Origin of the sequence: Paramagnetospirillum kuznetsovii (genome assembly GCF_003284725.1) — a bacterium.
GTDB lineage: Bacteria > Pseudomonadota > Alphaproteobacteria > Rhodospirillales > Magnetospirillaceae > Phaeospirillum > Phaeospirillum kuznetsovii.
On record NZ_PGTO01000009.1, the window covers coordinates 88815 to 114453 of the forward strand.

The following is a 25639-nucleotide window of genomic DNA, read 5'->3' on the forward strand; positions in this document are numbered from 1 at the left end:
CCCCTCTGAACTAAAACGGCCATCACAGGATATTAAGGCGCTCACGATGATGGTTGAAGTTTTCAACCTTGTAACCGCTTCTGGCGGCAGCCTCATAAAGGGCCGCATCGACGGTCAGGAGAATATTCGAAGTTGATGCCAAGCAGAGCAGTATGGAGTCTGTCAATCCCAGCCTGACAAATTCATCGCGTTCGGCGGCCATCCGACTTGCAAGATACATTTCGTCTCGGGCCGAGAGCAACTGGCGGAAAAAAGCCCATATGCGGGATCGGGCAGGCTCGCCAATATGGTCGATGAGGTTCGATGTTTCCGTCAGGGTGTTTGGTGTCAACATGACTGATGATGCCGCTTTGATGAACTCGCAAAGCAGATCGAACGCCTCGGGTGAGTATGCCCGAAGGCGTTTGTGCTTGTTGATGTATGAGCGGGAGGTCGCGCCGACGACGTAGAGCAGGAGCAGGTTTGAATCAAGGATCAAAGCCCGCGAACCGGTCATTCCGTGAGTCTGTTCTTGATGGATAGGGGCTCGCCGGTCTGATCCGATATGCTGACGACCTTATAGTCCTTGCGGGAGGGAAGCCTCAGAGTCCGTTCCATTGCTTCGAATGCGGATACGGGCTTGTCGTCATGACGAAAAAAACCAACGGTCACACTCCAGGCGTTATGCGACTCATCGAATTCTATCTCTTCCAGAGTCGGGGCGGTGATGCCTTCCCCTGAAAAAATCTCGGCCACATAGCTCTTTGCCGTCGAAACAGCCTGCTTGACGTCCATGACAGCCTCCTTATGCCGCCGCCTTCGATCCCCGAATGGCTGCGATATTAGCAGCATAATCATTGGTCTTGAAGACGGCGGAGCCCGCCACCAGAACATTGGCGCCCGCCGCGATCACCTTGTGGGCGTTGTCGGCGGTGACGCCGCCGTCCACTTCCAGGTCGATGGGGCGGCGGCCGATCATGGTCTTGATGCGGGCGATCTTGTCCAACTGCGCCTCGATGAAGCTCTGGCCGCCGAAGCCGGGATTGACGCTCATCACCAGGACGAGGTCGAGCTTGTCCATCACGTATTCGATGACGCTTTCCGGCGTCGCCGGATTAAGGGACACCCCCGCCTTCTTGCCCAGCGAGCGAATCAGCTGGAGCGAACGGTCCAGATGCTTGTCGGCCTCGGCATGGACCACGATGATGTCGGCGCCCGCCTTGGCATAGTCCTCGATATAGGGCTGGGCCGGATCGATCATCAGATGGACGTCGAAGACCTTGGTGGTGTAGGGGCGCACCGCCTTGATGATGGCGGGGCCGAAGGTCAGGTTGGGAACGAAATGGCCGTCCATGACGTCGATATGGACCCAGTCGCATCCGGCGTCGTCGATGGCTTTGACTTCCTCGCCCAGACGGGCGAAATCGGCGGACAGGATGGAAGGGGCGATCTTGACGGTCATGGACGGCTCTTTCGCTGTCCCCCACCCCAACCCCTCCCTTTGATGGGGAGGGGCTAGGACGGAAGGGCGGGTTTCAGTCCCCCCTCCCCTTGATGGGGAGGGGTAGGGGTGGGGTGACCTGCTACTGCACCTTGGGGGCCAATTCGCCCTTGGCGTAGCGGTTGCTCATATCCTCAAGGTTGACCACCTTGATCTTCGAGGCCTTGCCGGCGGTGCCGAAGGCTTCGTAGCGGGCCTTGCAGATGTCGCTCATGCCCTTGATGGTCAGCTTCAGATAGTCGCGGGGGTCGAACTTCTTGGGCTCGTCCTTGAAGAACTTGCGGATGGAGCCGGTGGACGCCATGCGCAGATCGGTGTCGATATTGATCTTGCGCACGCCGTGCTTGATGCCCTCGACGATTTCCTCGACCGGCACGCCATAGGTCTTGCCCAGGTCGCCGCCGTGGTCGTTGATGATCTTCAGCCAGTCCTGCGGCACCGAACTGGAACCATGCATGACAAGGTGCGTGTTGGGGATGCGGGCGTGGATTTCCTTGATGCGCTTGATGGCCAGCACTTCGCCCGTCGGCGGACGGGTGAACTTGTAGGCGCCGTGGCTGGTGCCGATGGCGATGGCCAGGGCATCCACCTGGGTCAGCTTGACGAATTCGGCGGCCTCGTTGGGGTCGGTCAGCAGCTGGGAATGGTCCAGCTTGCCTTCGGCGCCGACGCCGTCTTCCTCGCCGGCCATGCCGCTTTCCAGCGAGCCGAGACAGCCCAGTTCGCCCTCCACCGAGACACCGCAGGCATGGGCGATGTCGACCACCCGCTTGGTGACGTCCACATTGTAGTCCCAGCTGGCCGGGGTCTTGCCGTCTTCCCTGAGCGAGCCGTCCATCATGACCGAGGAGAAACCCGACTGGATGGCGCGCACATTGATGGCGGGCGAGGTGCCGTGATCTTGGTGCATGCAGACCGGGATATTGGGATAGGACTCGATGGCGGCCAGGATGAGGTGGCGCAGGAAGGCTTCGCCGGCATATTTGCGGGCACCGGCCGAGGCCTGGAGAATGACCGGGGCATCACAGGCCGAGGCGGCCTCCATGATGGCCTTGACCTGCTCCATGTTGTTCACGTTGAACGCGGGGATGCCGTAGCTGTTCTCGGCCGCGTGGTCGAGAAGCTGGCGCATCGAAACGAGAGGCATCTATATCACTCCTTCCTGGCGTTTTCGCGGGCGGGGCGTCTTAGAGGCGCGCCATGGCCGCGTCGGCCACCGCACTCGCGGTGATGCCGAAATGCTCGTACAGTTTTTCGGCGGGGGCGGAAGCGCCGAACCCGGTCATGCCGATAATGGCTCCATTATCGCCGACCCAGCGCTCCCAGCCGAAGATCCCCAGCGCCTCGACGGCGACGCGGACGGTGCCTTCACCCAGTACGGCAGCACGATACTCCTTTGGTTGACGCTCGAATAGCTCCCAGCACGGCATGGAGATCACGGCGGCGTTGATTCCCTTGTCGGCCAGCAGCTTCTGGGCGTCCATGGCAAGGCTGACCTCGGAGCCGGTGGCCAGCAGGGTGACCTGTCGCTTGCCCTTTGCTTCGGCCAGCACATAGGCGCCGCGCGCGGTCAGGTTGTCTTCGGTATGGCTGGTGCGCAGCGTCGGCAGATTCTGGCGCGACAGGGCCATGACCGACGGGCCGGTGGTGTTTTCCAAGGCGGCCTCGTAGGCCTCCATGGTCTCCACCGGATCGCAGGGACGGAACACCAGGACATTGGGGGTGGCGCGCAATGCCGCGACGGTCTCGATGGGCTGGTGGGTGGGGCCGTCCTCGCCGAGACCGATGGAATCGTGGGTCAGCACATAGATCACCCGCTGATCCATCATGGCGCTCATGCGCAGCGCAGGCCACAGGTAATTGGCGAAGATCAGGAAGGTGCCGCCATAGGGGATGAAGCCGCCATGCAGGGCGAGGCCGTTCATCACGGCGGCCATGCCGTGCTCGCGCACGCCGTAATGGATATAGCGGCCCGAGAAGTCCGAGGGCGTCACAGACTTGGTGGATTTGGTGATGGTCAGGTTGGAATGGGTCAGGTCGGCCGAACCACCGATCATTTCCGGAATGGCGGCGGTCAGGGCCTCCAGCACTTCCTGGCTGGATTTGCGGGTGGCCCATTTGGGAGCCTCGGCCGCGACCTTCTTCTTGAAGTCGGAAACCGTCTGTTTCCAGGATTCCGGCAGCTTGCCTGCATTGGTGCGCTCGAATTCCGCCTTGGCGGGATGGGCGGCCAGACGCGACTGCCAGGCAGCGCGCTCGGCGCCGCCACGAGACCCGGCTTCGCGCCAGGCATTCAGCACATGGGCGGGAATCTCGAACGGCGCATGGGGCCAGTTCAGCTTGGCCCGCGCGCCAGCGATTTCCTCGGCGCCCAGCGGGGCGCCGTGGGTCTTCTCGCTGCCCGCCTTGGTGGGGGCGCCATAGCCGATGACGGTCTTGCAGGCGATCAGGCTGGGGCGGGGGGATTTGCGGGCGGCGGTGATGGCGGCGGCGACGGCTTCGGCGTCGTGGCCGTCGACCCGGCAGACATTCCAGTTGGAGGCCTGGAAGCGGGCCAACTGGTCGTCGGACACCGAGACGGCGGTGTCGCCGTCGATGCAGATATGGTTATCGTCCCACAGTACGATCAGCTTTTCCAGCCCCCAGTGACCGGCCATGGAGATGGCCTCCTGGCTGATGCCCTCCATCAGGCAGCCGTCACCGGCGATGACATAGGTGTAGTGGTCGACCACCTCCTTGCCGTAGCGCGCCGCCTGCATCTTCTCGGCCAGGGCGAAGCCCACGGCGTTGGTGATGCCCTGGCCCAGCGGGCCGGTGGTGGTGTCGGCGATGGCGACATGGCCGAATTCCGGGTGACCGGCGGTGCGATAGCCCATCTGGCGGAAATTCTTGATCTGCTCGATGTCCAGATCCTCGAACCCGGCCAGATAGCCCAGGGAATACAGCAGCATGGAGCCGTGACCGGCCGACAGCACGAAGCGGTCGCGATCGGCCCATTTTGGCGCCTTGGCGTCGAATTTCAGGAAGCGGGAAAACAGCACGGTGGCCACGTCGGCCATGCCCATGGGCATGCCGGGATGGCCCGACTTGGCCTTCTCGATGGCGTCCATGGACAGGAAGCGGATGGCATTCGCCATTTCGGCGTGGGTGGCCTGAGCGGTCATCGAGTGGTCCTTAGGGCTTGTGGGACGAAGCAGCGGGCAAAGCAGTGGTGTTCAGCCATTTGGGCGGCGTTTGGGTGGTGCACCGATGAGGAAAACATCTCAACGACGACAGCCTCCCGAAGCCGACCTGTTTTTCGCCGATACTGGCGGTCCGGGTCAAGCGAAGGAACACCCTGGGGGAGGTGATTGCGAAATCTTGTGGATGGGGGTGTCCCCACCCGGATGGGGTGGGGCAGGGTAGCGGTGGGGAGTCATTTACAAAGTGATGGATTAGGGTTAAATTAACACTATGTCGAATGGGGTATCTGACTATGGTCGAGATTGTCAGTTTCGAAGCGAAGTTCGCCGCTAACCAAGCCGCAAATCAGGCGCAGGACGCCGAGCGGATCAGGCAGCGCGACGAACTCAGCGCCAAGGCGTTCAAGGAGAGCACCGATAAGGTCGCGGCCAGCTCGGCGCAGGCGTCGAAGGCTACTGTCGTTAACGGCAAGGACGGGGCTGCCGCCGTCAGCAAGGCCCTGGATAGTTCCACCCAGATATTCGCCAAGTTGAGCGACTTGCGAGCCGAGATCGCGGACGCCACCAAGTCCGGTGCCAGCCTGACCGAGGCTCAGACCAAGGAGCTTAACGCCAAGATCGCCGCCGTGGCGGTAGAGGTGGACAAGCTGGTCGCCAAGGCCAAGGTCGGCGACACCAATCTGCTGGAAAAGAATCCGGGCGGCGTCACCGTCGTGTCGGAAACTGGCGGCAAGATCAACATCGCCGGTCAGGATTCCGGCAGCAAGGCCTTGGGGCTGGCCGATCTCAAGATCACGGACGACGCTTCGCTGCGTCAGGCGACCGCCGCGATCGCGAAGGCCACCGGCAAAGCCGAGCTTTCGGTGTTTCGCCTGCAAACCGCCGATGGCGTGACCGGAACACCTGCCCCGGTTAACGCCGGGATCGCCGCGTTCGACAAGATTCGCGCCAATTCAAGCACTGCTCCGGCCGCTGGATCGGTGTCGGATTCGGTGGCGAAAGCGCTGGCCAATCAGTCGGCTGCATTGGCGATCAATTACAGCGGTTCGGGCAGCCTCAATTCGGCTTCGGTCGGTAGTGTCGTCAATCTGTTCGCCTGACGCGACGGCCTTATACCACCAAGCACAGGAACGGCGCGTTCCATGGATATCGTCGGCGTCTCCAGATCGGATGTTTTTTCTTCGACAACCACATCGCTGTCGTCGTCGCGGGAGAGCGCGTCCGCGTCCAATACGACGACATCCACCGCCACCGAGGTGTACTACTCCAGTCCGGTATTCAGGCAGGATGCGCTGACAGGGGCGTTGATCGAGGTCTGGCGCAATACAACGACCGGCGAGCAGATCAGCCAGTCACCAAGCCGCGCCGCCCTCCTTTACGGCAAGACTCAGGATCGGGGCGCGACCGAAGCGCAATCGACCGGGTCAAGCAACGGGCCAAGCACTGCGGCAAACTCCCAGTCGCGTTCCGGGTATTCGTCCGGTTCGACGGTGTCGCTGCTGGCGTGATCACGAAGGCCGCCGCCCTCAAACCATCCGGCTTTAGGAAAACGCCTTGAAGGCGATCAGGGTGAAGGTGTCCTTCACGCCGGGCAGCAACTGGATGTGATCGACCACGAACTGGCCGATATCGACGTCGCCGTCCAGATAGCATTTCAGCATCAGGTCGTATTGGCCGGAAATGGAATGGACTTCGGATACCTGTTCGATGTCCACCGCTTCGTCGGCGACCTGATACGAACGGCCCAGCTCGCATTTCACCATGACGAAGATGGTCTGCATGGCTCAGTCCTCGGTGTCGGCCAGATCAAGCTCGGCGTCACTGCCACGGGCTAGCTTGGCCGGCAGCGGGACGGCGGCCAGGATGAAGTCCGGCGGATGATCGCCAAACCCGATGACGCCATCGGCATGCAGCATTTCACCGATGCCCAGTTCATCGACACGGCCACGGCGACGACCAGGGCGCTCGTCGCGCCCACGACCGCGATTGCGATCTTCGTTGCGGGGCTCGTCGCGGCGGGGCTCGTCTCGGCGAGATTCGGCGGGACGAGATTCGACGGGGCGGGATTCGCCTCTCGCCTCGTCGCGATCGCGGCCACGACCACGGCCGCGTTCAGCGCGCCTGGGCGCTTCGGGCGCAGGGGTTTCGGTCGCGGTGGCGACTTCGGCCGGTGCCTCCTCCGTCGGGGCGGCTTGGCGCGGCTTGCGCTCGCGCTTTTCGCCGCCATCGCGGGCGGGACGCTCGCCGCGTCCGCCGGAAGCGGCGCCACGTCCACCACGCCCACGGCGGGCCGACATGTCCAGTTCAAGGGCGGGAACGCCCTCGACCTCGATGCGGGGCACCGGATTGCCGATCAACTTCTCGATGGCGACCACGAATTTGCCGTCGTCGGGCGTGGCGATGGTGAAGGCATGCCCGGCCATGCCGGCGCGGCCGGTGCGGCCGATGCGGTGGATATAATCCTCGGCATGGATGGGAACGTCGAAGTTGAAGACGTGGCTGACCGCCGAGATGTCGATGCCGCGGGCGGCGACGTCGGAGCAGACCATCAGGCGGGCTTCGCCCTTCTTGAACTTGTCGAGCGTCTCGCTGCGGGCGCTTTGCGCCATGTCGCCATGCAACTGGACCACGTCGAAGCCGTGCTTCTTCAGGCTGCGGAACAGCACGTCCACGTCGCGCTTGCGATTGCAGAAGATGAAGGCGTTCTTCACTTCCTCGATGCGGATGAGGTGGCGCAGCGTCTCGCGCTTGTCGATTTCCTCGACCACCGCCATGGCCTGGACCACGGTGGCGGCGGTATCGCCGCCCTGGGAGACCGAGATTTCCTTTGGGTTCATCAGGAAGGCATCGGCGAGGCGGCGGATTTCCGGCCCCAGCGTGGCGGAGAAGAACAGGGTCTGGCGAATCTTGGGCAGCAGGCCGACGATACGCTCCACATCGGGAATGAAGCCCATGTCGAGCATGCGGTCGGCCTCGTCGATGACCAGCACCTTGACGTCGTTGAGCAGGATGCGGCCGCGCTCGAACATGTCGAGCAGGCGTCCCGGCGTGGCGATCAGCACGTCGACGCCGCGATCCAGCAGGGCGACCTGATCATTCATGGACTCACCGCCGATGATCAGGGCCTTCTTCAGCGGGTGATACTTGCCGTATTTGTCGAAATTGTCCGCCACCTGGGCGGCCAGTTCTCGGGTCGGCGCCAAGATGAGCGAGCGGGGCATGCGCGCCTTGGCGCGTCCGGCCGCCAGGATCTCGATCATGGGCAGGGTGAAGGACGCGGTCTTGCCTGTGCCCGTCTGGGCGCAGCCGAGAACGTCGCGGCCCATCAGGACGACCGGAATGGCCTGTGCCTGGATGGGGGTGGGGTGTCGGTAGCCTGATTCGGCGAGCGCCTGCAATAGCTCCGGGCCGAGGCCTAGATCTTCGAAGGTGGTCGAAGTGCTGTCCGGGCCGTCTGAACGGCCATGTTCGTTTTGGGATGTCATGTGCGGCCGGATAATAGGGATTCGTGCGCCTAAGTCAACTCGGAACGGCTGAAAGGGACCGCGAGACCGTGCGTGCGTGCATTTGCCGACCCTGTTACAGTTTTATTGTCGAATTCGAGGAGACATCCATGTTGATCCAGGCGGAAGCCTCCAGCCTTCTCATCGTCGATGTGCAGATGGGATTGGCGCCGGTGATGTCGGAGCCCAGACGGGTCTATCGCGGCTGCGGACTGTTGATGCGGGCGGCGGAACGGCTGGGAATTCCCCTCATCGTCAGCGAGCAGTATCCCAAGGGACTGGGGCGGACGGTCGGCGAATTGTTGGACCTCGCCCCCGACGGCGCGGTCATGGAGAAGCTGCATTTCTCCTGCGCCGCCGATGCCGCCCTGCGCCAGCGCGCCCAGTCGTTCGGCCGCCAGCAAATGGTCATCGCCGGGATCGAATCCCATGTCTGCGTGCTGCAAAGCGCCCTGGGGTTCAAGGAACTGGGCTTCGACGTGGTGGTGGTGGCCGATGCCTGCGCATCGCGTACCGAGGCCAACTGGCACTACGCCATGAACCGGCTCGGCGCCAACGGCGTTCAGATCGCCACGGTGGAGATGGTGATCTTCGAATGGCTGCACCGGGCGGGAACGCCGGAGTTCAAGGATTTGTCGGCGCTGATAAAGTAATCGCGGAGCCTGCCATGACCACCACCCTTATCTTGTTGCCGGGCCTGCTCAACGACAGCCGCCTGTGGCGGCATCAGGCCCGGACCCTGTCGGCGGGGCGCGAGGTTCTGTTCGCCGATCTCACCCAGGATGACAGTCTGAGCGCCATGGCCGAGCGGGTTCTGGCGGTGGCGCCGCGCCGCTTCTGTCTGGCGGGGTTGTCCATGGGCGGTTATGCCTGCATGGAGATCATGCGCCGCTCGCCGGAACGGGTGGAGCGCCTCGCCTTGCTCGACACCACCGCGCGCCCCGATCTGCCGGATCAGACCCAGCGGCGCCTGGACGCCATCGGTATCGCCAAGGCGGGCGGCTTCGACAAGATCATGCCCACCATGCTGCCCAATCTGCTATGCGCCAAATCGCTGGCCGATGCGGCGATCACCACCTTGGCCAAGGATATGGCCCGCACGGTGGGGAGGGACGCCTTCGTCCGCCAGCAGACCGCCATCATGGGACGGCCGGATTCGCGGGAGTCCCTGGCTTCGGTCCGGTGCCCGACCCTGCTGCTGTGCGGCGCCGAGGATGCCCTGACACCGCTGGATCGCCACCAGGAGATGGCCGCGTTGATTCCCGGCTCCACCCTGGTTTCCATTCCCGACAGCGGCCATCTGGCGCCCTTGGAAAATCCCGATGCGGTGACCGGGGCATTGCTGCGATGGTTGGAAGAATGAGCGCGTCGGCACCGTCTGGAAAACCAACTCCGTTAATTCTATATTCAATGAGTGAGCGATAACCTGCCGTCCTTGAACGGCTGAAAGGTCTTGTCCCATGGGTGCCAGAGGTCCGCTGCATCTGCGCAAGACCACTAATGTGGTCCTTGACGCCCTGGTCCAGGCGGTGGAGCAGGCCGGGCAGGGCCAGCCGGTCAGTCGCGCCATGCTGGAAAACGTGGTGGCGGGATTGAAGGTCTCGGTCGGCTTCGACGACTTCTATCACCGCTCCTACCGCGAGATGATGGAGATCGTCGAGAGCGAGAAGCGCGAGCAGCGGCGCTCCAATGCCTTTGGACGGCTGATGCTGCATCCCTTGAGCCCGCTGTTCCAGGACGAGTCCCTGGACCGGACCCTGGTCACCAATATCTTCTCGTTCCTGCATCTGGTGCTGGGCGAGGAGGCCGACGTCTACGGCGAGAAATGCAAGGAGATCGTCGGCGCCCTGCGGGACGATCTGGGCGATCATTTCTCGTGGGATGCCTTCTACGACGATCCCGAGGCCAAGATCGTGCTGTGGCATACCTTGGTGCAGATTTCCGGATCGTTCAAACGCTATGACCTGCGCAAGGACTGGTTCATCAAGCTGATGCAGTATCGGCCGACCACCGTCAGCGTCGCCTCCAACGCCTTCATCACCCGCGACCACGATCCCAGCGAGGAGCCGCTGGTGTTCGGCGAGCGCGAGTTCTGCCTGTTCTTCCACGCCCTGTTCGACCCGCTGGTCGATCTGCCGCCCAAGGACGATGCCGCCTTCCGCAAGGAATTCGGCGCCGATCCCCATCATCTGATCGGTGGCTTCCTGGTCAATCTGTCCATGTGCGCGGTCTAGGGCCAATCGACATTCTGGCGGATAGATGGGAAGTGGGCCACAGATGCACACAGATACCCGCTGCGCGGGACACAGATAAGATAGTTTCTCAATTCATCTGTGCTTATCTGTGTTCATCTGTGGCTCGATTTTCTGTCTTGGACGCATTCTGGTCCGAAATCAGCGGAATTCCCTGAATGTCGATCCGACCTAGCGGTTATTCTTTCTTGTCGTGCCGCTTGATGCCAAGCAGGCTCTCGATCAGTCCGCCGCTTTTCCCCTTGATGGCCTTGCCCAATCCCCGTTCGACCACGTAGCGCTGCAAGGCGTTGACGTCGATGATCTTGTTGGGCGACGCCAGGCGGCCTTGCAGTCGCAGTCCCAGCGGCGGCGAGCCCGGCGTGGCGAGGCGGAAGGCGAGGCGGGCGTCGATCATGTCCTTGGGAAGATCGACCACGGCGGTTCCATCGGCGCCGCCGCCCTCGGCCACCAAGGTGATGTCGTTGCTGGTCACCACGCCGCGATCGGCCTTGAAACTGGCCCCGAGGGTCGAGAAACTGGAGGTTCCGCCCGACAATCCGGCCTGAACCAGCCCCAGCAGACTGCCGATATTGTCCAGCTTGCGCATCTGGGCGTCCATGGCGGCGAGGTCGAAGCCTTCCACCAGCCCATCGCTGACGTCCAGCCTGCCGTCGCCCGTCAGGCTGGCCTGCCATTGCGCCTGAGTGGTGCCGCGCGCCGCCAGACGGGTTTGGGCGTCCAGGCGACCCCTGGTGGCCTTGACCCCTCCGGCGCCCAGTCCCATGCCGCCGATATCGGCGCCCTTGAGGGTGGCGGTGACGGCGATTCCGGCGGCATTGGCCTTGGCGGCGGCGGCCAGGGCGCCGCCCAGCATACGGCCGTTCAGCCGCTCCACCGATAGGGTCGAGCCGGTGGCGACCACACGGGCGGCGACCTCGTCCAGCCGCCAGGATTGGATTGCCCCCGGCTTGGTGTCGGTACCGAGGAAGGGAGCGACGGCCACGGCGGGGCTGGCGAGATCGGCTGTCAGGACGCGGCCGACCAGATCCAGCCTTCCGGTGCCGGTCACCAGGGTTTCACCCAGGCGGGCCTGAAGCTGATCGAACACCGCCTGGGTCGCATCCAGGCGCAGCCGTGTGGTAACCGCCAAGGGGCCGCCGCCGCGCGGCTGGTGGCCGGTCAGCCGATTCGCGGCCTGGGCGAAGCTGGCGGCGCGTAAACTGACGGTGCCGTTGGACAGGGTGCCATCGTATCCGGCTTCCATCCCCTGCGACGACAGCTTCAGCGAGACCGAGACCGGCGCGGTGGGTGCGATGCTCAATTCGCCGGTGGCGCGGAACGCGGGTGTCGTCAGCGCCAGCGGCGCCAGGACAAGGCGATCGTCCCTGCTCGCCAGGGTGCCGGACAGGCTGATCTCGCCTGTCTCCGCCCAGTGGGTGGTGGCATGGCCGAGGGTCACGATGCCCTGGTCGAGCAGGGCACTCATCTGCGTTTGTCCCAGCGTCAGTCCATTCCAGCGCAAGCCGTCGACGGCGGCGTCCAGATTGAGGGTGAGGTTGCCGGGCAGGGAAAACCGTCCGGCAGGCGCGGCAGTCGGCTCGGGCTGCTGTTGGGTTGGTGGGGGAGGCGGAGCGGCGGCCGTGACGGTCGGCGCGGCGGTTTGGCTTTGGGGCGGGGCCGTCAGGCTGTCCAGGTCCAGAACGCCGCCCTTGGCGGTGATGTCGATCTGAACCGGCTGCGTTCCCAAACCGGCCACCAGAGCGATATTGGCGGTGGACTGGCCCAGGGTGACGACGAGATCGGGAATGGCCAACTCATCCGCCGACAGGCTTAGCTGTCCTTGGGCGCTTGCCCGCGCCAGGGCCAGCCGCAGCAGGCCAGTCACCTTGCCCTCGGCGATCTGGCCGTCGAACGTCGTGTCGGCCTCGCCCAGTGGCGACAGTGCCGTCTTTCCCCGCGCCTGGATGGCGCCCTCGGGGGTGATGCGGGCTTCCACCGCTTTCAGTGGCCCCAGCCTGCCGCCCGCAAGGGTCAATTCGTCGATCTGGCGTTGCCCCGACAGCAGCGGCAGCAGCCGCAGACTGACGGAAAGGCGTTCCGCTCCGGCATCGCCGACGCTCAAACCGGACAAGGTGGCGGTCGGTGTCGGCAGCAAACGCACCGCGATGGGGCCGGAGATGCGCACCGGACGCCGCAGCGCCGCCGAGGCGGCGGCCTCGGCTTCCGGCCGCAACCGGTTCCAGTCCAGCATGGCGGGGACCACCAGGACCAGGACGAGAAGTCCCGCCAGGACGGCGGTGGCGGCGAGTGCGGTCTTGCGCGCATTCATCGCAGCACCAGGGAAAGCGCGACCATCCACACCGCCAGGGTGATGGCCCCGGCGACGACGAAGCGGCCATTCCAGTCACGCGCCACGGTTCCCACCGAGACCTCGGCCGTGCGGGCGACCGACATCACGGCGGCACCGACCAGGGTGGAGCAGGCCGACAGACCCCAGGCCCCCATCAAACCGCTTGCCGCCACCAAGGGGTGAACGCCGAACTGGGCGAGATTGCCGAGGGCGCTGCCGAACAGGCTGACGGTGATGATCTGCGAGATCCCCAATTGCGCCAGGATCATCACCGACCATGCCATGGCGATGACCATCAGGATGGGCGGCAACGGCAGTCTGGCGATGGCCTCGGCCGTGGCGGCGGGCGATATGAAACCGGCGGCGACGGTGCCGAAGAACATGGCGCCGCTCAACATGGCGACTTCGTAGCGGAAATTGGGCAGGCTGACGCCGAGGCGGGAGACGAACCCGGTGCCGGATCGAACCAGCGACGCCGCCGTGATGCGGTCGGGCTGGGCCAGCGACCAAAGCAACGCGGCCATGGGAACCACGAGCATGGTGCCGATGACCATGCGCACCGACAAGACTTGCGATACCGCCACCGCCGAGGCGACGATGACGCAGATGAAGAGGGACAGGTGCAGGATCGGCTTCCAGTCGCTGTCCGCGACCTCTCCGGCCGGGCGCCGCATGCCCGCCGGTACGGCGAAGCGGTCCAGCAGCCAGCCGACCGCCATCAGCACCAAGGCAAGAATCAGTTGGAGCGACAGCAAACGCCACCACGGCAATCCGTGAATGGCCCCCTCGGTCACCGTGAAGGAAACCGACAGCGGCGACCAGACCGTCATCATGGCGAAGCCGCGAAGAACGGCGGTCATCATGCGGCGCTTGCGGATGTCCTGAACCTTGGGATCGCCCTGTGCCGCGTCCAGGGTGTTGCCGTGCATCACCATGGTCCCCAGCAGCGGCAGAACCCCGAAATTCAGGGCCAGGGAAATGACGTGGCTGCCCAGGCACAACACGGCATAACGGCGCCCCGGCGGTTGGCGCACCATTTCCTCGCCGCAGCGGCGCACCAGGCCCGAGGTTTGCGCCGAATCACGCAGCATTCCCAGGGACGTGAACAGACCGGCCAGGAATGAAGCTTCACCCAGGGCATGGCGGAGAACGCCGATGGGGTCGACAAGCCAGAGGAAGGCGGCGATGGTCGCCGCGCCGCAAGCGAGCAGCATGGCCTGTCCGCCGCGCGGGGTGCGTCTTGCTTCCACGGCGATATAGAGCAGCAGTGCCACGGAAGTGACGTCCTGGGCCCAAGCCATGTGCAGCACCGCCCAGCCCAGGGAGCCCAGGATGATGACCATGATCGCCAGGGAAGAGACCACGGCGGGAATTGCGGGCGGGTGCCGGGGCTCGCTCACGGTACCGGTCCCGCGATGCGTGACTTGGGGGCGGGAAGAATCTTTGCCGGACGCGGCAAGTCCTTCATCAGTCCCGGTCCGCTGATCATGGCGAAATCACCGCCGACGACGCCTGCGACCACGGTGCGGCGGCGGATGCCCCAGGCATAGACGGATAGTCCGGCGGCTCCGGCGTCTTGTCGCAATCGGCGCAGGGATTGAAGCAGATTGGCGTCGTCGGTCCGTTCGTCCTCGGTCAGTTCCGCCAAATCGACGCCGATGGTACGGATGCCGCACAGGGCGGCACGCCCCGCCTGGGGCATGGACAGCCGCACCCTCAGGCTGACCTCGCGGCACAGGGGCCGCAGGGATTGCAAGGCCGCCGACAATTGGGCATCGACCACGCCATCCGGTGTTCCGAACAGGTCGATGATCAGGCGGTTGGCGCGAACATCCTCGGAAAGATCCGCCAGGGGAGACAGCACCGACATGCGCTGGGGCGAGGTGACCGATGACCAGTGGATGGGCAAGATGGCCTTGGCCGCCGACCTGGAGGCATCGGGCGAACGCAGCTCGCGCACGGCCGCGCCGATGGTGAAGCGGTCCAGGGCCAGTGCCGCTTCGCCGCCACCGCTGGGATAGGCCCGGCATCCCTCCCACGGGGTCTCTCCCGGTTGATCGACCCGTTGGACATGGGCCTTATAGGCGCCGATGGTTTCATCGGCGGCCAGCCACGTGGGGCGCCACGCCAAGGAGAGCGCCGCGTCTCCCGGCATGGGCGGCGCCGCGTCAACGCCGGGACGAGGGCCAGACGGCTTGCCCCCCGAGATCTCCACCGCCGTCCAACTGGGGGCGGCGACCATCTGGGGGGCGCTTTTTTCCGTCAAGGAGCTTCCCGGAAGCATGGAGCGGCGTGGCGTGAAATCCCTGGCCGATAGCTTGGTGGAATGGAGATGAGCCCGCAGATCCTGCTGCTCCGGCAGCGGGGTCGGCAGCATGGAATGACGAATGGGGGCGTCCGCCTCCACGGCCGTGGTCAGATGGGGGCGATAGCCCGCCCTGTCGGTGACGGGCGCCATGATGGCGCGGACTTCACCGATTGCGTCGTGAATGGCATCAAGATTCAGGACGCCGTGCGGGGCAAGGGCAACCTCGATGGTGAGCTCCGCCGCCAACGCCAGTGGCCGCTCGTTGCCGACGAATTGCGCGCCCACCAAACGGGTTCCCAATTCCTGGGCGATCAGGACCGCCCTGCGGCGGCCTTCCGCGTCCGGAACATTGCGGAAGAGCAGGACGAATAAATCCTGGCCTCGGCGGCCGTAAACATTGCCGTGGCCGATATGCAGGTTGATGACGCCCTCGGCGATCATCATGACCTTTTCCGACAGGCGATGCCATTTGCTGCCCACCGCTTCGCGGAATTCCACCAGCGAGATCACTTGAAGCTTGGTCTGGAACCGCGCCTCGTCCTCGGAGAGCATGGCTTCGAGTGCGAGGGTGAAATTGTCGTCCACGATGGCGTCGGACGCCTGCTCGGCGGAGGATTGGACGGCATTCTCCTGGGGGGCACGATTCCCCACCAGTCGGCTCAACGCCGAAAACGGCCTTGCCAGTCTTGATAGAAGACTGTCCTTTGGCCGCTTCCTTTTCATTGTTCCTCCGTCGAATGCTTCGCGCCAGGATATGTCAGCCCAGGCGAACCGACAAGGGGATCAGCCGTTTGCCTCATCCATGTAGCGCTTGGCCAGCGCCACATAGTTGACCGCGGAGACCGGGAAATAGGCTTGGTCGGCCTCGGACAATTGCCGCAGCAGCTTGGCCGGATTGCCGCCCCACAGCTCGCCTGCCTTGACTCGCTTTCCCGGCGTGACCACGGCGCCGGCCGCCACCATGGCGCCGGTTTCCACCACGGCGCCGTCCAGGATGACGGCGCCCATGCCGATGAAGCAGCAGTCTTCCAGGGTGCAGGCGTGCAGGATGGCGCCATGGCCGATGGTGATGTCGGACCCGATATACGTGCCCAGCTTGCCGCCGGTCACATGGATGATGGTGCCGTCCTGGATGTTGGTGCGCTCGCCGATGCGGATTTCGTGGACGTCGCCGCGGATGACGCAGTTGAACCATACATTGGTGTCGGCGCCGATCACCACGTCGCCGATCACCGTGGCGGTGGGCGCGACGAAGACATCGGCGGCGATGGTGGGGCGAACCCCCTGGAAGGGCAGGATATGACCGCTCATTCTCACGTCCTCATGGGAACATGGGCTGTTGTTCCAGCCCCAGCGTTTCGGGAAGCCCGAACATCAGGTTCATGTTCTGCAGCGCCTGACCCGAGGCACCCTTGACCAGATTGTCGATGACGCAGGTGATGATCACCCGGCCCTTGATGCGGTCGTCGAACACGTTGATCAGGCAGAAGTTGGAGCCCCGCACATGGCGGGTGGCGGGGACCACGCCCTCGGGCAGCACCTTGACGAAGTGCTCGCCCTTGAACCGTTCGGCCAGGGTGGCGCGCAAGGCGTTGGCGTCGGCTCCCTTGGTCTTGGCATAGATGGTCGACAGCATGCCCCGGCTCATGGGCATCAGATGGGGGGTGAAGGTCACCATCACCGGCTTGCCCACGGCCTCGCTCAATCCCTGCTCGATCTCGGGGGCATGGCGATGGCTGGCGATGCCGTAGGGATGGATGCCCTCGGCCACCTCGGTGAACAGATTGGCTTCCTTGGCCGAGCGGCCGGCGCCCGAGACGCCGGATTTGGCGTCGATGACGATGTCCTCGGCAGCGATCAGCCCCTGTTCCAGCAGCGGGATCAGCGGCAACTGCACCGAGGTGGGATAGCAGCCGGGATTGGCCACCAGCCGCGCCTTGGCGATCTTGTCGCGCGCGATCTCGGTCAGGCCGTAGACCGCCTCCTTCTGCAAGGCGGGCGCCCGGTGCTCGTGGCCGTACCACTGGGCGTAGGTATCCACGTCGAACAGCCGGAAATCCGCCGACAGATCGACGATCCGCACATTGCCGGGCAGCGCCGCGATCACCTCTTGGGTGGTGCCGTGGGGCAGGCAGCAGAACACCGCGTCCACCGTCTTGAAGTCCACCTGATCGATGGCGACGAGGTCGGGCAGGCTCAGCGAGGCGAGATGGGGGAACACGCCTGCCATGGGCTGGCCCGCCTTGCGGTCGCCGGTCATGGCCTTGATGGTCAGGGCGGGGTGCAGCGCCAGCAGGCGCACCAGCTCGGCCCCGGTGTAACCGCTGGCTCCGAGTATTGCGACCTTGATGTCCTTCATGGCGACGGCCTCCATGATGCGCCGATGGATGGGCTGCGGACGATAGCAGCCGTGACCGGCGGCGACAACCCGATCAAAGGTCGCTGGATCAAAGATCGCCGGGGCGGAAGCGGATCACCATGCGCCGGGGCCAGCCCTTGCCGTCGTCGGGCGGCAAGGCCAGGGGCTGCGCCAGCCTCAGGGCAAGCAACATGGATTCCATGGCGCGTTTGACGTAGCCGTCATTGATCCGATCATAGCCGCGAATGGCCAGTTGGGGATTCCACGGCGCGTTCTTGTGCAGGGCGTCGGCCAGGGTGCCGTCCTTGTTGACGATCACCGACATGGAGATGGTGAAGTTGGTTCCCTTGGCCGGTTCGGTGTCGAAGTTCCACATCTTCAACACCTGGGCCAGCACCATGTCCTGGGCGGTCTGGGTCATCTCGCCCACGGCGACGGTGGGCGGCGGCGCCTTCTCGAAGCTGACGCCGGGAGACGGCGCGGCCTGCTTGGGGGCCGCCGCCTTTTCCGCCAGCTTGCCGGGGCGCAGTTGCGGCACCGGAACCGGGTCGCGGGCGGGCGGCTCCACCTTGGACGGTGGCGGCTTCGGCGGTTCCTGGGGCGGAGGAGGGGGAGGGGGAGGAGGAGGAGGCTTTGGCTCTTCCCGAACCAAATCGACCTCCATGGCTGGTTCGGGCAGATGGATGCTGAGATCGGGAAGGGACTCGATCTGGCTGGCCGCCCAGAATAGCACATGCAGCAGCAGCGAAAGGGCGAGTCCCCAGTTCAGACTGCTTTCCCGACCCCATTCCCTCATGGGCGCTCATCGCGTCGGCAGGCGGGAAACAGCCAGAGCAAGGCAATCACAGTGCCTGCCACGGGGATGCCAAACGCCACCGTCCAGGCCTGGGGCGGCCAACGGCCGTCCACCTTGTCCCACAGGCCCAAGATGAATCCGAGCCCCCATTGGGTCGAGAAGGCGACCAGGAACATCAGCAGATTAAGGCTGGTATTGACGCGGCCCGAAACCTGGATGGGAAAGCGCCGGGTGAGGACGGCGTAGTTGATGGAACTGGAGGCGCCGGTGAAGCCGTAGAGAGCCGCCAGGGCGAGCGGGGCGCCGCTCCATCCCAAGGCCATGGCGGCCAGGGCCAGCCCATGGATGCTCATTCCCGCCGCGCCAAGGGTGATGGGAGGCACGCCCCGGCGCTCGAACCAATCGGCCATGGCGCCGACCGACAGATACCCCAGCGCCATCGCGGCCGCCATGACCGTCAAGCCTTGGGCGCTTTGGCTCGGCGACATGCCGCAGATGTCGCGCAACCATGGTCCCGCCCACAGGCCCTGAATGGCCATGAAACTGCCCATGGACAGCATGGAGGCCGGGGCCACCCGCCAAAATCCCGCATGACGAAAGATTTGCAAAATGTCGGCGATTTGCATGCCCAGGCTCGATGGGGCGGCGGACGAGGACCGTTCAGGCACCACCAGCCAGATCGACCCTGCCGCCATGACGGTCAGAACGGCGACACCGGCATAGACGCCGCGCCAGTCGGTCAGGGTCAGGGCCATTTGAACCGGCACGGTCGCGGCCACCGCGCCCAGGCCGCCCGACCCCAGGATGACTCCGTTCATCAGGGGCAGTCGGGCCGATGGAAAGAACTGAACATTGGCCTTCAACGCCGCCATCAGACAAGACGACACGCCAAATCCCACCAGGGCGCGCCCAACCACCAGCGTCGGCACGCCATCGGCCAGGGAAAAGGCCAAGGCTCCGGCGGCGGCGAAGATCAGCAGAATGGCTTCCACCCTCCGAGGACCGAACCGGTCCAGCAGGAGTCCAAGCGGCAACTGGGCGGCGGCGAAGGTGATGAAATAGACGCCGGTCATCAGGCCGATATCCGAGGCGTCAAGCGCGATGGTGCGCCCGATTTCCGGCGCCAGGACGGCATTCACGGTGCGATAGAGATAGGACAGGAAATAGCCCGCCGCGAAGGGCAGCGTGACCCGCAGCATCAATGTCGCGGTGCTTGATTCCTTGTCGGCGTCCATGGGATTCCCATCTTGGAGTTAACGGACACACCATTTCCCACCCTCGCGCTGCCGTCAATGGCCGTCTAGGGGGGCGCATTTCGGCATCGAACCATCGGAAACCCACAATCGACAGCCGTGTGACGAAGTCGTTACAAGGCATGATGCAATGAAGTCCCTGCTTATTGACAGCGATAGAGAGGACCAGATGACGCCCAAGACCGGAAAGACTCCCCTGCTCAAGCAGCTCTATGTTCAGGTTCTATTGGCCATCGTGATCGGTGGCGTGGTGGGGGCCCTGTTTCCGGCCTTCGCGACCAATGATTGGATCAAGCTCCTCGGCGACGGATTCATCAAGCTGATCAAGATGATGATCGCCCCCATCATCTTCTTTACCGTGGTGTCGGGCATCGCCCATATCCAGGACGCCAAGAAGGTCGGCCGCGTCGGCGTCAAGGCGCTGATCTATTTCGAGGTGGTCTCCACCTTCGCCCTGGCGCTTGGCCTCCTGGTCGGCAATCTACTCAAGCCGGGTTCCGGTTTTGGTGGCAAGATTCCCGACGCCTCGGCCGTGGCCAGCTTCGCCAAGCAGGCGGGCGAGATGAAGTCGGTGGACTTCGTCATGCACATTATTCCCGACAGCGTGGTTGGAGCTTTCGCCAAGGGCGACATCTTGCAGGTGTTGCTGTTCTCCATCCTGTTCGGTTTCTCGCTGATGGTTCTGGGCGAGCGCGGCCGGGCAATGCGTGCCTTCATCGACGATTCCGCCCATGCGGTGTTCGGCGTCATCGCCATCGTCATGAAGGCGGCTCCGGTCGGTGCGTTCGGCGCCATGGCCTTCACCGTCGGTAAATACGGCCCCCAGGCCCTGGGCAGCCTGATCGGCCTGATCGGCACCTTCTACCTGACCGCCGCCCTGTTCGTCTTCGTGGTGCTTGGCGTCATCGCCCGCATGGCCGGGTTCAGCATCTTCAAGTTCGTCAAGTACATCAAGGATGAGATCCTGATCGTGCTGGGCACCAGCTCGTCGGAAAGCGCCTTGCCGTTGCTGATGGAAAAGCTGGAACGTCTGGGCTGTTCCAAGCCGGTGGTCGGCCTGGTGGTCCCCACCGGTTATTCCTTCAACCTGGACGGCACCAATATCTACATGACCCTGGCCACCCTGTTCATTGCCCAGGCCATGGGCGTTGATCTGGATTTTGGCGAGCAGATGACCATCCTGATCGTCGCCATGCTGACCTCCAAGGGGGCCAGCGGTATCTCGGGGGCGGGCTTCATCACCTTGGCCGCCACCCTGGCGGTGGTCAATCCGGCCCTGGTGCCCGGCATGGCCATCGTGTTCGGCATCGACAAGTTCATGAGCGAATGCCGCGCGCTCACCAACTTCGTCGGCAACGGCGTGGCCACCATCGTCGTCTCGTGGTGGGAAAAGGAATTGGACCACGACATGCTGAAGGAAGCGCTCAACAAGCGTATCGATCCCTCGGACGTGGAAACCGCCGTCACCACCGGTTGACGGTTCAGACCAAGGGAAAAGGGCGGAAGACAATGTCTTCCGCCCTTTTTTCATGCATGGGGCGCCGGGGTTAGAACTCGCGCAGTGCCTTGGCGCGCAGTTCGGCGGAGCGGGGGCTCTCGGTATCCATGGTGCCGTCCGACGACGACATGCGGATGGCCTCGGCCACTTCGTTCAGGCATTGGGCGTTGCGCTGGTCGTATTGATCCAGTTGCCAGACGGCGTTGCGGTTCTCCGAGGCCAGCATGGCGGCCTCGGTCTGCAATTGAGTGGCCTCGGCCAACAGGCGCGCCGCATTGGCGGCGAAGCGGGCCGACGGCGTGGTCGCCCCGGCGGCGGCCACCTGGGCGGAATGGGCGGAACGGTCGTCGCCCTTCAGCCAGATATGGGCCCAGGCCTTCCAGGAGCCCCCGGCCTCGGTATCCAGGGCGTAAAGGACGGCATAGGCCACCGCCTGGGTGACGGTCAGATCGTCTTGGGTGCTCATCCGGCGGCTCCTTCAGCGCCATCCTTGGCGCGGCGCTTCACGGTCTTGGGATCGCAGGTGATGGGGCGGTAGATCTCGATGCGGGCACCCTCCTCGACGACGAGGTCCAGGGCCACCGGCTTGCCGAAGATGCCGACCTTCTGGGTTTCCAGATCGATCTCGGGGTATTGGTGGAGGATTCCCGATTTCTCGATGGCTTGGCCGACGGTGGTGCCCTCCGGCACGTCGATGGTCAGCCAGGACTGACGCGTGGGAACGGCGTAGACGACTCCGACCTTCATGACCCTTTTTCCTTATAGCTGGAGCGCGGCCATCCTGGCCGCACCAGCGGGCGGGACGCCCGCGCTCCGACGTCTTTCATCCTCAAACGCTGTGCGCACCGGCCATCTTGATTTCCTTGCCGGCGGCAAGGTCGATCATGCGCTTGGCCACGACCATCAGCCCAGCCACCAGAAATCCGCCCGGCGGCAGGATCAGCACCAGGATGCCCATGTCGGCGGGCATGATCCTGGTCTCCAGGAAGGTGAAGGAGGGCCCCAACAGCAAGGCGGCGTCGGCGAACAGGGTGCCCTGGCCGACGATCTCGCGCACGGCGCCGATCATGGTCAGCGCCAGGGTGAAGCCCAATCCCATGAACCAGCCGTCCATCAGCGAGGGCAGCACCGGCTCCTTGGCGGCATAGGCCTCCAGGCGGGCTAGCGGCAGGCAGTTGGACACGATCAGCGGAATGAACAGGCCCAGCACCTTGTAAAGCTCGTGCATCCAGGCGTTCATGGCCAGATCCACGAAGGTGACATTGGCCGCCACGATCAGGATATAGACCGGGATGCGGACCTCGTGGGTCACGTAATTGCGGAACATGGCGACCATCATGTTGGACGCCGCCATCACCACGGCGGTGGCGATGCCCATGCCGAAGCCGTTGGTGGCGGTGCCCGTCATGGCCATGGTCGGGCACATGCCCAGCAGCATGCACAGCACGCCATTGTTTTCCCACAATCCGTCCTTGACGATCTGACCGTATTTGCCGGACATCACTTCTTCTCCATCATGCGGGCCTTGTTGGCGGCGAAGAATTCCAAACCGTTACGGATGCCGCCCACCACGGCGCGGGGCGTGATGGTGGCGCCGGAGAACTGGTCGAACTGGCCGCCGTCCTTCTTCACCTTCCACTTCTCCACCGGCGGATTGCCGAGGGAAAGGCCGGTGAAGCGGGTGATCCAGTCGGTCTTGGCGGCGTCGATCTTGTCGCCCAGGCCGGGGGTCTCCTTGTGGGAGATCACTCGCACGCCCAACAGCTTGCCATCGGGGTCGATGCCCAGCATCAGCTTGACCGGGCCGCCATAGCCGCCGCTGGCGTCAAGCTCGTAGGCGAAGCCGGTGAACTTGCCGCCCATGCTGGCCCGATAGACCACGGTCTCGGAGACGCCGCCATGGCCGCCCGCATGGGGGTTGGGAATGGCGACGGCATCGGCGACCGGATTGTTGTCATGGATGGACTTGGGGATCACTTGGCCCAGCGAGTTCATCTTGTCTTCCAAGGCGCGGTCCTTGATGGGCTCCTTGGTGACGATGTCGGTGGCGGCCAGCAGCACTCCGAACCCGGCGCAGAAGGTGCCGAGGATGGTGGCGTGGACCCAGGTCGGCCGGATCGTGCTCATTTGTCCCCCTTGAGCGACAGCGGCTCGCCCTTGCGGGTGCGTCCGAAGACACGCGGCCGGAAATGTTGGTCGAGGATCGGCGTCAGGGCGTTCATCAGCAGCACCGCGAAGGCGACGCCCTCGGGATAACCGGCATAGGTGCGGATGATCCAGGTCAGCAACCCGACCCCGATGCCGAAGGCGAGCTGACCCGATTTGGACACCGGCGAGGTGACGTAATCGGTGGCGATGAAGAAGGCGCCCAGGAAGGACGCGCCGGAAATCAGGTGAAACCAGCCGCTGGCATGGCGCGCCGGGTCCATGGCGTTGAACAGGGTTCCCAGCAGGAACAAGGTGCCCAGCATGGCCACCGGCACATGCCAGGAAATGACCTTGCGCCACATCAAGAACAGGCCGCCCAACAAGATCAGCGGCAGCGCCGTCTCGCCCATGGAACCGGGATGGAAGCCCAGCATCATGTCCGACAGGCTGGGCAGATGGGCCATGGACTGACTGACCGGGATGCCGCGCGACAATTCGGTCTTGATCAGACCCAATTGCGAGGCGGCGCTGATGCCGTCCAGGCTGACCGCCTTGCCGAAGGTGACGTGCAGGCTTTCGGCGAAGCTGGGGGCTTGCGCCGAGAACAGCGGCTTGGCCGGCACGAAGGTGGTCATCTGCAGCGGGAAGGAGACCAGCACCACCACGCGGCCCACCATGGCCGGGTTGAAGACGTTCTGGCCCAACCCGCCGAAGGCGTGCTTGGCGAGGCAGACCGCGAAGACCGAGGCCACCGTGGCCACCCACCAGGGCGCCCATGGCGGCAGGCTCAAGGCCAGCAGCCAGCCGGTGATCATCACCGAGCCGTCGGACAGGGCGCGCGACGGGTCGCCGCCCGCGATGCGGATGCAGGCCGCTTCCGCCGCCATGCACGACGCCATGGTGACGCAGAACAGGAAGATGGCGGGCCAGCCGAACAGATAGAGGTTGAACAGGGTCGCGGGCGCCAGGGCCGCCAGCACCGTAACCATGGTAAGCTGGACGGAATTGGTGCCGTGGGTGAACGGTCCGCTCTTATCGACGAGGATACTCATGCGCTGGCTCCGCTTGCCTCGGCCTGGGCCGCTTCGGCTTCCTTTGCCGCCTTGGCCTTGGCGGCGGCTTCCTTCTTGGCTTGGGCTAGGCGCTCGAGCCGGGCGTTGTGGGCTTCCACCAAGGCCTTGGTCTGTTCGGTCTTGCGCCGCTCGCGATCAAGGGCGGCGATGCGGCCCTTGGCGTAATTGAAGAAATGCACCAGCGGGATATTGGACGGGCAGATATAGGAGCACGACCCGCAGGACACGCAGTCCTGAACCCCGATCTTGGCGGCTTCCTCCAGCTTTTCATGGCGGATGAAGGAGGCCATCTCCACCGGCACCAGCCCGCAGGGGCAGTAGGTGACGCAGGAGCCGCAGCGGATGCAGGGCTGCGGTTCGGCTTCCTTGGTCTCGGACTGGGTCAGCGCCAGGATTCCCGAGGTTCCCTTGACCACCGGAACCTCCAGCGAGGGCAGGGGCTGGCCCATCATGGGGCCGCCGCTGACATAGCGCTTGGCATTGGTGGCGCCGCCGCAGAAGGCCAGCAGCTCGGTCACGCGGGTGCCCAACGGAACCTGGATATTCTTCGGTTCGGCCACCGCGCCGCCGCTGACCGTGACCACGCGCGACAGCAGGGGACGGCCCAAACGGACCGCGTCATGCACCGCCTTGGCGGTGGCGACATTGTGGACCACCACGCCCACGTCGGCGGTCAGCTTGCGGGCCGGGGTCTCGCGGCCGGTGATGGCCTGGGTCAGATGGCGTTCGGCCCCCATGGGATACTGCACCGGCACCGGGGCGACGGAGACATTGTCGAACGAAGCCGCCGCCTTGGTGGTGGCCTCGATGGCCTGGGGCTTGTTGTCCTCGATGGCGATGATGATCTTGGGAGCGCCCAGGGCGTGCGCCATGATGCGGGCGCCGTCAACCACCGCGTCGGCATGCTCGCGCATGATGCGGTCGTCGCAGGTGAGATAGGGTTCGCACTCGGCGCCGTTGAGCAGCAGGATTTCCAGCTTGTGGGCGGTCCCCAGTCCCAGCTTCACCGCCGAGGGGAAGGTGGCGCCGCCCATGCCGACGATGCCCGACTGGGCGACGCGGTCGCGGATGACCTGAGGCGTGACGGCGAAGGGATCGTCGATGGCGGCGGGAAGCTCGGCCCACTCGTCCTTGCCGTCCGTCTCCAGGATGATGGTGAGCGTCGGCAGGCCCGAGGGATGCGGCGCCGTCAATTCGGTGATGGCGACGATCTTGCCCGAGGTGGGGGCATGGACCGGCGCCGAGATGGCTCCGGCGCCGCGGGCCAGCAACTGGCCCTTCTTCACCAGGTCGCCGGGTTCCACGGTGGTGGTGGCGGGCGCGCCCATATGCTGCTGCAAGGGAAGGTAAAGCACGGCCGGAATGGGCAGGGCGACGATGGGCTTCTCGCTCGTCAGCTCCTTGCGGTACTCCGGATGGATGCCGCCCAGAATGGGAAACAGCTTCATCGACCGT

The 25639-nt window shown here is 64.5% G+C and carries 26 protein-coding genes; 6 read left to right on the forward strand and 20 right to left on the reverse strand.

Annotated features, from left to right (window positions below):
* Positions 1 to 22 precede the first annotated feature (22 nt).
* The 5 genes from CU669_RS12730 to tkt form a co-directional block, all read right to left on the reverse strand.
* Positions 23 to 496: a PIN domain-containing protein gene (locus tag CU669_RS12730; RefSeq protein ID WP_112145249.1), complete on the reverse strand. Its 474-nt coding sequence runs from the start codon at positions 494 to 496 to the stop codon at positions 23 to 25.
* A complete protein-coding gene (locus CU669_RS12735; RefSeq protein WP_112145251.1) occupies positions 493 to 774 on the reverse strand; it encodes a hypothetical protein in 282 nt (93 codons plus the stop codon). The genes CU669_RS12730 and CU669_RS12735 overlap by 4 nt, the downstream gene beginning before the upstream one ends.
* 10 nt (positions 775 to 784) lie before the next feature.
* Entirely contained in the window at positions 785 to 1441 is a 657-nt protein-coding gene (gene rpe, locus CU669_RS12740) for a ribulose-phosphate 3-epimerase (protein WP_112145252.1), read from the reverse strand.
* Positions 1442 to 1562: 121 nt separating this feature from the next.
* Positions 1563 to 2627 carry a class II fructose-bisphosphate aldolase gene (gene fba / locus CU669_RS12745; protein WP_112145254.1) on the reverse strand — a complete coding sequence of 355 codons (1065 nt, stop codon included), beginning with the start codon at positions 2625 to 2627 and terminating at the stop codon, positions 1563 to 1565.
* 40 nt (positions 2628 to 2667) lie between these two features.
* Complete coding sequence (tkt, locus tag CU669_RS12750) at positions 2668 to 4677, reverse strand: transketolase (protein WP_275667815.1); 2010 nt, start codon at positions 4675 to 4677, stop codon at positions 2668 to 2670.
* Positions 4678 to 4955: 278 nt separating this feature from the next.
* On the opposite strand from tkt, the gene CU669_RS12755 reads away from it, so the two are divergent.
* Complete coding sequence (locus CU669_RS12755; RefSeq protein ID WP_112145257.1) at positions 4956 to 5762, forward strand: hypothetical protein; 807 nt, start codon at positions 4956 to 4958, stop codon at positions 5760 to 5762.
* Between the two features lie 42 nt (positions 5763 to 5804).
* A complete protein-coding gene (locus CU669_RS21140) occupies positions 5805 to 6170 on the forward strand; it encodes a hypothetical protein (RefSeq protein ID WP_146747736.1) in 366 nt (121 codons plus the stop codon).
* A gap of 33 nt (positions 6171 to 6203) precedes the next feature.
* Here CU669_RS21140 and CU669_RS12760 read toward each other — a convergent pair whose 3' ends face one another.
* Both CU669_RS12760 and CU669_RS12765 read right to left on the reverse strand, forming a co-directional pair.
* The gene (locus CU669_RS12760) at positions 6204 to 6443 is read right to left on the reverse strand and encodes an Lrp/AsnC ligand binding domain-containing protein (protein ID WP_112145259.1); all 240 of its coding nucleotides are present in this window, start codon (positions 6441 to 6443) and stop codon (positions 6204 to 6206) included.
* A 3-nt stretch (positions 6444 to 6446) separates the two neighbouring features.
* Positions 6447 to 8147 carry a DEAD/DEAH box helicase gene (locus CU669_RS12765; RefSeq protein ID WP_112145261.1) on the reverse strand — a complete coding sequence of 567 codons (1701 nt, stop codon included), beginning with the start codon at positions 8145 to 8147 and terminating at the stop codon, positions 6447 to 6449.
* A gap of 128 nt (positions 8148 to 8275) precedes the next feature.
* Between CU669_RS12765 and CU669_RS12770 the strand changes: the two genes are divergently transcribed.
* From CU669_RS12770 to CU669_RS12780, 3 genes are all read left to right on the forward strand, one after another.
* Complete coding sequence (locus CU669_RS12770) at positions 8276 to 8818, forward strand: hydrolase (protein ID WP_112145263.1); 543 nt, start codon at positions 8276 to 8278, stop codon at positions 8816 to 8818.
* Between the two features lie 14 nt (positions 8819 to 8832).
* The gene (locus CU669_RS12775) at positions 8833 to 9528 is read left to right on the forward strand and encodes an alpha/beta fold hydrolase (protein WP_112145264.1); all 696 of its coding nucleotides are present in this window, start codon (positions 8833 to 8835) and stop codon (positions 9526 to 9528) included.
* A 97-nt stretch (positions 9529 to 9625) separates the two neighbouring features.
* Entirely contained in the window at positions 9626 to 10399 is a 774-nt protein-coding gene (locus CU669_RS12780) for a hypothetical protein (protein ID WP_112145266.1), read from the forward strand.
* A 196-nt stretch (positions 10400 to 10595) separates the two neighbouring features.
* Here CU669_RS12780 and CU669_RS12785 read toward each other — a convergent pair whose 3' ends face one another.
* The 7 genes from CU669_RS12785 to CU669_RS12815 form a co-directional block, all read right to left on the reverse strand.
* A complete protein-coding gene (locus CU669_RS12785; RefSeq protein ID WP_112145267.1) occupies positions 10596 to 12728 on the reverse strand; it encodes an AsmA family protein in 2133 nt (710 codons plus the stop codon).
* Positions 12725 to 14149: a hypothetical protein gene (locus CU669_RS12790; protein WP_239988702.1), complete on the reverse strand. Its 1425-nt coding sequence runs from the start codon at positions 14147 to 14149 to the stop codon at positions 12725 to 12727. The genes CU669_RS12785 and CU669_RS12790 overlap by 4 nt, the downstream gene beginning before the upstream one ends.
* Positions 14146 to 15708 (reverse strand): hypothetical protein, encoded by a 1563-nt coding sequence (locus CU669_RS12795; protein WP_239988703.1) that lies wholly within the window; start codon positions 15706 to 15708, stop codon positions 14146 to 14148. The genes CU669_RS12790 and CU669_RS12795 overlap by 4 nt, the downstream gene beginning before the upstream one ends.
* Before the next feature lie 132 nt (positions 15709 to 15840).
* On the reverse strand, positions 15841 to 16368 hold the full coding sequence (locus CU669_RS12800) for a gamma carbonic anhydrase family protein (RefSeq protein ID WP_112145272.1): 528 nt from the start codon (positions 16366 to 16368) through the stop codon (positions 15841 to 15843).
* Between the two features lie 10 nt (positions 16369 to 16378).
* Positions 16379 to 17416, reverse strand: a complete 1038-nt coding sequence (argC, locus tag CU669_RS12805) for an N-acetyl-gamma-glutamyl-phosphate reductase (RefSeq protein ID WP_112145382.1) — start codon at positions 17414 to 17416, stop codon at positions 16379 to 16381.
* 88 nt (positions 17417 to 17504) lie between these two features.
* A complete protein-coding gene (locus tag CU669_RS12810; protein ID WP_112145274.1) occupies positions 17505 to 18212 on the reverse strand; it encodes an energy transducer TonB in 708 nt (235 codons plus the stop codon).
* A complete protein-coding gene (locus CU669_RS12815) occupies positions 18209 to 19447 on the reverse strand; it encodes an MFS transporter (RefSeq protein ID WP_112145276.1) in 1239 nt (412 codons plus the stop codon). The genes CU669_RS12810 and CU669_RS12815 overlap by 4 nt, the downstream gene beginning before the upstream one ends.
* 187 nt (positions 19448 to 19634) lie before the next feature.
* Between CU669_RS12815 and CU669_RS12820 the strand changes: the two genes are divergently transcribed.
* On the forward strand, positions 19635 to 20942 hold the full coding sequence (locus tag CU669_RS12820) for a dicarboxylate/amino acid:cation symporter (protein ID WP_112145278.1): 1308 nt from the start codon (positions 19635 to 19637) through the stop codon (positions 20940 to 20942).
* Between the two features lie 70 nt (positions 20943 to 21012).
* On the opposite strand, the gene CU669_RS12825 is transcribed toward CU669_RS12820, so the two are convergent.
* The 6 genes from CU669_RS12825 to rsxC all read right to left on the reverse strand — a co-directional run bounded on the left by CU669_RS12825 (position 21013) and on the right by rsxC (position 25632).
* A complete protein-coding gene (locus CU669_RS12825; RefSeq protein ID WP_112145280.1) occupies positions 21013 to 21429 on the reverse strand; it encodes a hypothetical protein in 417 nt (138 codons plus the stop codon).
* Positions 21426 to 21710: an RnfH family protein gene (locus CU669_RS12830; RefSeq protein ID WP_112145281.1), complete on the reverse strand. Its 285-nt coding sequence runs from the start codon at positions 21708 to 21710 to the stop codon at positions 21426 to 21428. The genes CU669_RS12825 and CU669_RS12830 overlap by 4 nt, the downstream gene beginning before the upstream one ends.
* Positions 21711 to 21792: 82 nt before the next feature.
* Positions 21793 to 22464 carry an electron transport complex subunit E gene (locus CU669_RS12835; protein ID WP_112145283.1) on the reverse strand — a complete coding sequence of 224 codons (672 nt, stop codon included), beginning with the start codon at positions 22462 to 22464 and terminating at the stop codon, positions 21793 to 21795.
* A complete protein-coding gene (gene rsxG / locus CU669_RS12840) occupies positions 22464 to 23090 on the reverse strand; it encodes an electron transport complex subunit RsxG (RefSeq protein ID WP_112145285.1) in 627 nt (208 codons plus the stop codon). Before rsxG ends, CU669_RS12835 begins: the two co-directional genes overlap by 1 nt.
* Positions 23087 to 24163 (reverse strand): RnfABCDGE type electron transport complex subunit D, encoded by a 1077-nt coding sequence (locus tag CU669_RS12845; protein ID WP_112145287.1) that lies wholly within the window; start codon positions 24161 to 24163, stop codon positions 23087 to 23089. Before CU669_RS12845 ends, rsxG begins: the two co-directional genes overlap by 4 nt.
* Positions 24160 to 25632, reverse strand: coding sequence for an electron transport complex subunit RsxC (gene rsxC / locus CU669_RS12850; RefSeq protein ID WP_112145289.1), 1473 nt, complete (start codon positions 25630 to 25632; stop codon positions 24160 to 24162). The genes CU669_RS12845 and rsxC overlap by 4 nt, the downstream gene beginning before the upstream one ends.
* Positions 25633 to 25639: the final 7 nt, after the last annotated feature.

Coding starts and splice junctions, on each gene's coding strand:
- CU669_RS12730 (WP_112145249.1), bottom strand. CDS start 496: ATGACCGGTTCGCGGGCTTTGATCCTTGATTCAAACCTGCTCCTGCTC.
- CU669_RS12735 (WP_112145251.1), bottom strand. CDS start 774: ATGGACGTCAAGCAGGCTGTTTCGACGGCAAAGAGCTATGTGGCCGAG.
- rpe (WP_112145252.1), bottom strand. CDS start 1,441: ATGACCGTCAAGATCGCCCCTTCCATCCTGTCCGCCGATTTCGCCCGT.
- fba (WP_112145254.1), bottom strand. CDS start 2,627: ATGCCTCTCGTTTCGATGCGCCAGCTTCTCGACCACGCGGCCGAGAAC.
- CU669_RS12755 (WP_112145257.1), top strand. CDS start 4,956: ATGGTCGAGATTGTCAGTTTCGAAGCGAAGTTCGCCGCTAACCAAGCC.
- CU669_RS21140 (WP_146747736.1), top strand. CDS start 5,805: ATGGATATCGTCGGCGTCTCCAGATCGGATGTTTTTTCTTCGACAACC.
- CU669_RS12760 (WP_112145259.1), bottom strand. CDS start 6,443: ATGCAGACCATCTTCGTCATGGTGAAATGCGAGCTGGGCCGTTCGTAT.
- CU669_RS12765 (WP_112145261.1), bottom strand. CDS start 8,147: ATGACATCCCAAAACGAACATGGCCGTTCAGACGGCCCGGACAGCACT.
- CU669_RS12770 (WP_112145263.1), top strand. CDS start 8,276: ATGTTGATCCAGGCGGAAGCCTCCAGCCTTCTCATCGTCGATGTGCAG.
- CU669_RS12775 (WP_112145264.1), top strand. CDS start 8,833: ATGACCACCACCCTTATCTTGTTGCCGGGCCTGCTCAACGACAGCCGC.
- CU669_RS12780 (WP_112145266.1), top strand. CDS start 9,626: ATGGGTGCCAGAGGTCCGCTGCATCTGCGCAAGACCACTAATGTGGTC.
- CU669_RS12785 (WP_112145267.1), bottom strand. CDS start 12,728: ATGAATGCGCGCAAGACCGCACTCGCCGCCACCGCCGTCCTGGCGGGA.
- CU669_RS12800 (WP_112145272.1), bottom strand. CDS start 16,368: ATGAGCGGTCATATCCTGCCCTTCCAGGGGGTTCGCCCCACCATCGCC.
- argC (WP_112145382.1), bottom strand. CDS start 17,416: ATGAAGGACATCAAGGTCGCAATACTCGGAGCCAGCGGTTACACCGGG.
- CU669_RS12810 (WP_112145274.1), bottom strand. CDS start 18,212: ATGAGGGAATGGGGTCGGGAAAGCAGTCTGAACTGGGGACTCGCCCTT.
- CU669_RS12815 (WP_112145276.1), bottom strand. CDS start 19,447: ATGGACGCCGACAAGGAATCAAGCACCGCGACATTGATGCTGCGGGTC.
- CU669_RS12820 (WP_112145278.1), top strand. CDS start 19,635: ATGACGCCCAAGACCGGAAAGACTCCCCTGCTCAAGCAGCTCTATGTT.
- CU669_RS12825 (WP_112145280.1), bottom strand. CDS start 21,429: ATGAGCACCCAAGACGATCTGACCGTCACCCAGGCGGTGGCCTATGCC.
- CU669_RS12830 (WP_112145281.1), bottom strand. CDS start 21,710: ATGAAGGTCGGAGTCGTCTACGCCGTTCCCACGCGTCAGTCCTGGCTG.
- CU669_RS12835 (WP_112145283.1), bottom strand. CDS start 22,464: ATGTCCGGCAAATACGGTCAGATCGTCAAGGACGGATTGTGGGAAAAC.
- rsxG (WP_112145285.1), bottom strand. CDS start 23,090: ATGAGCACGATCCGGCCGACCTGGGTCCACGCCACCATCCTCGGCACC.
- CU669_RS12845 (WP_112145287.1), bottom strand. CDS start 24,163: ATGAGTATCCTCGTCGATAAGAGCGGACCGTTCACCCACGGCACCAAT.
- rsxC (WP_112145289.1), bottom strand. CDS start 25,632: ATGAAGCTGTTTCCCATTCTGGGCGGCATCCATCCGGAGTACCGCAAG.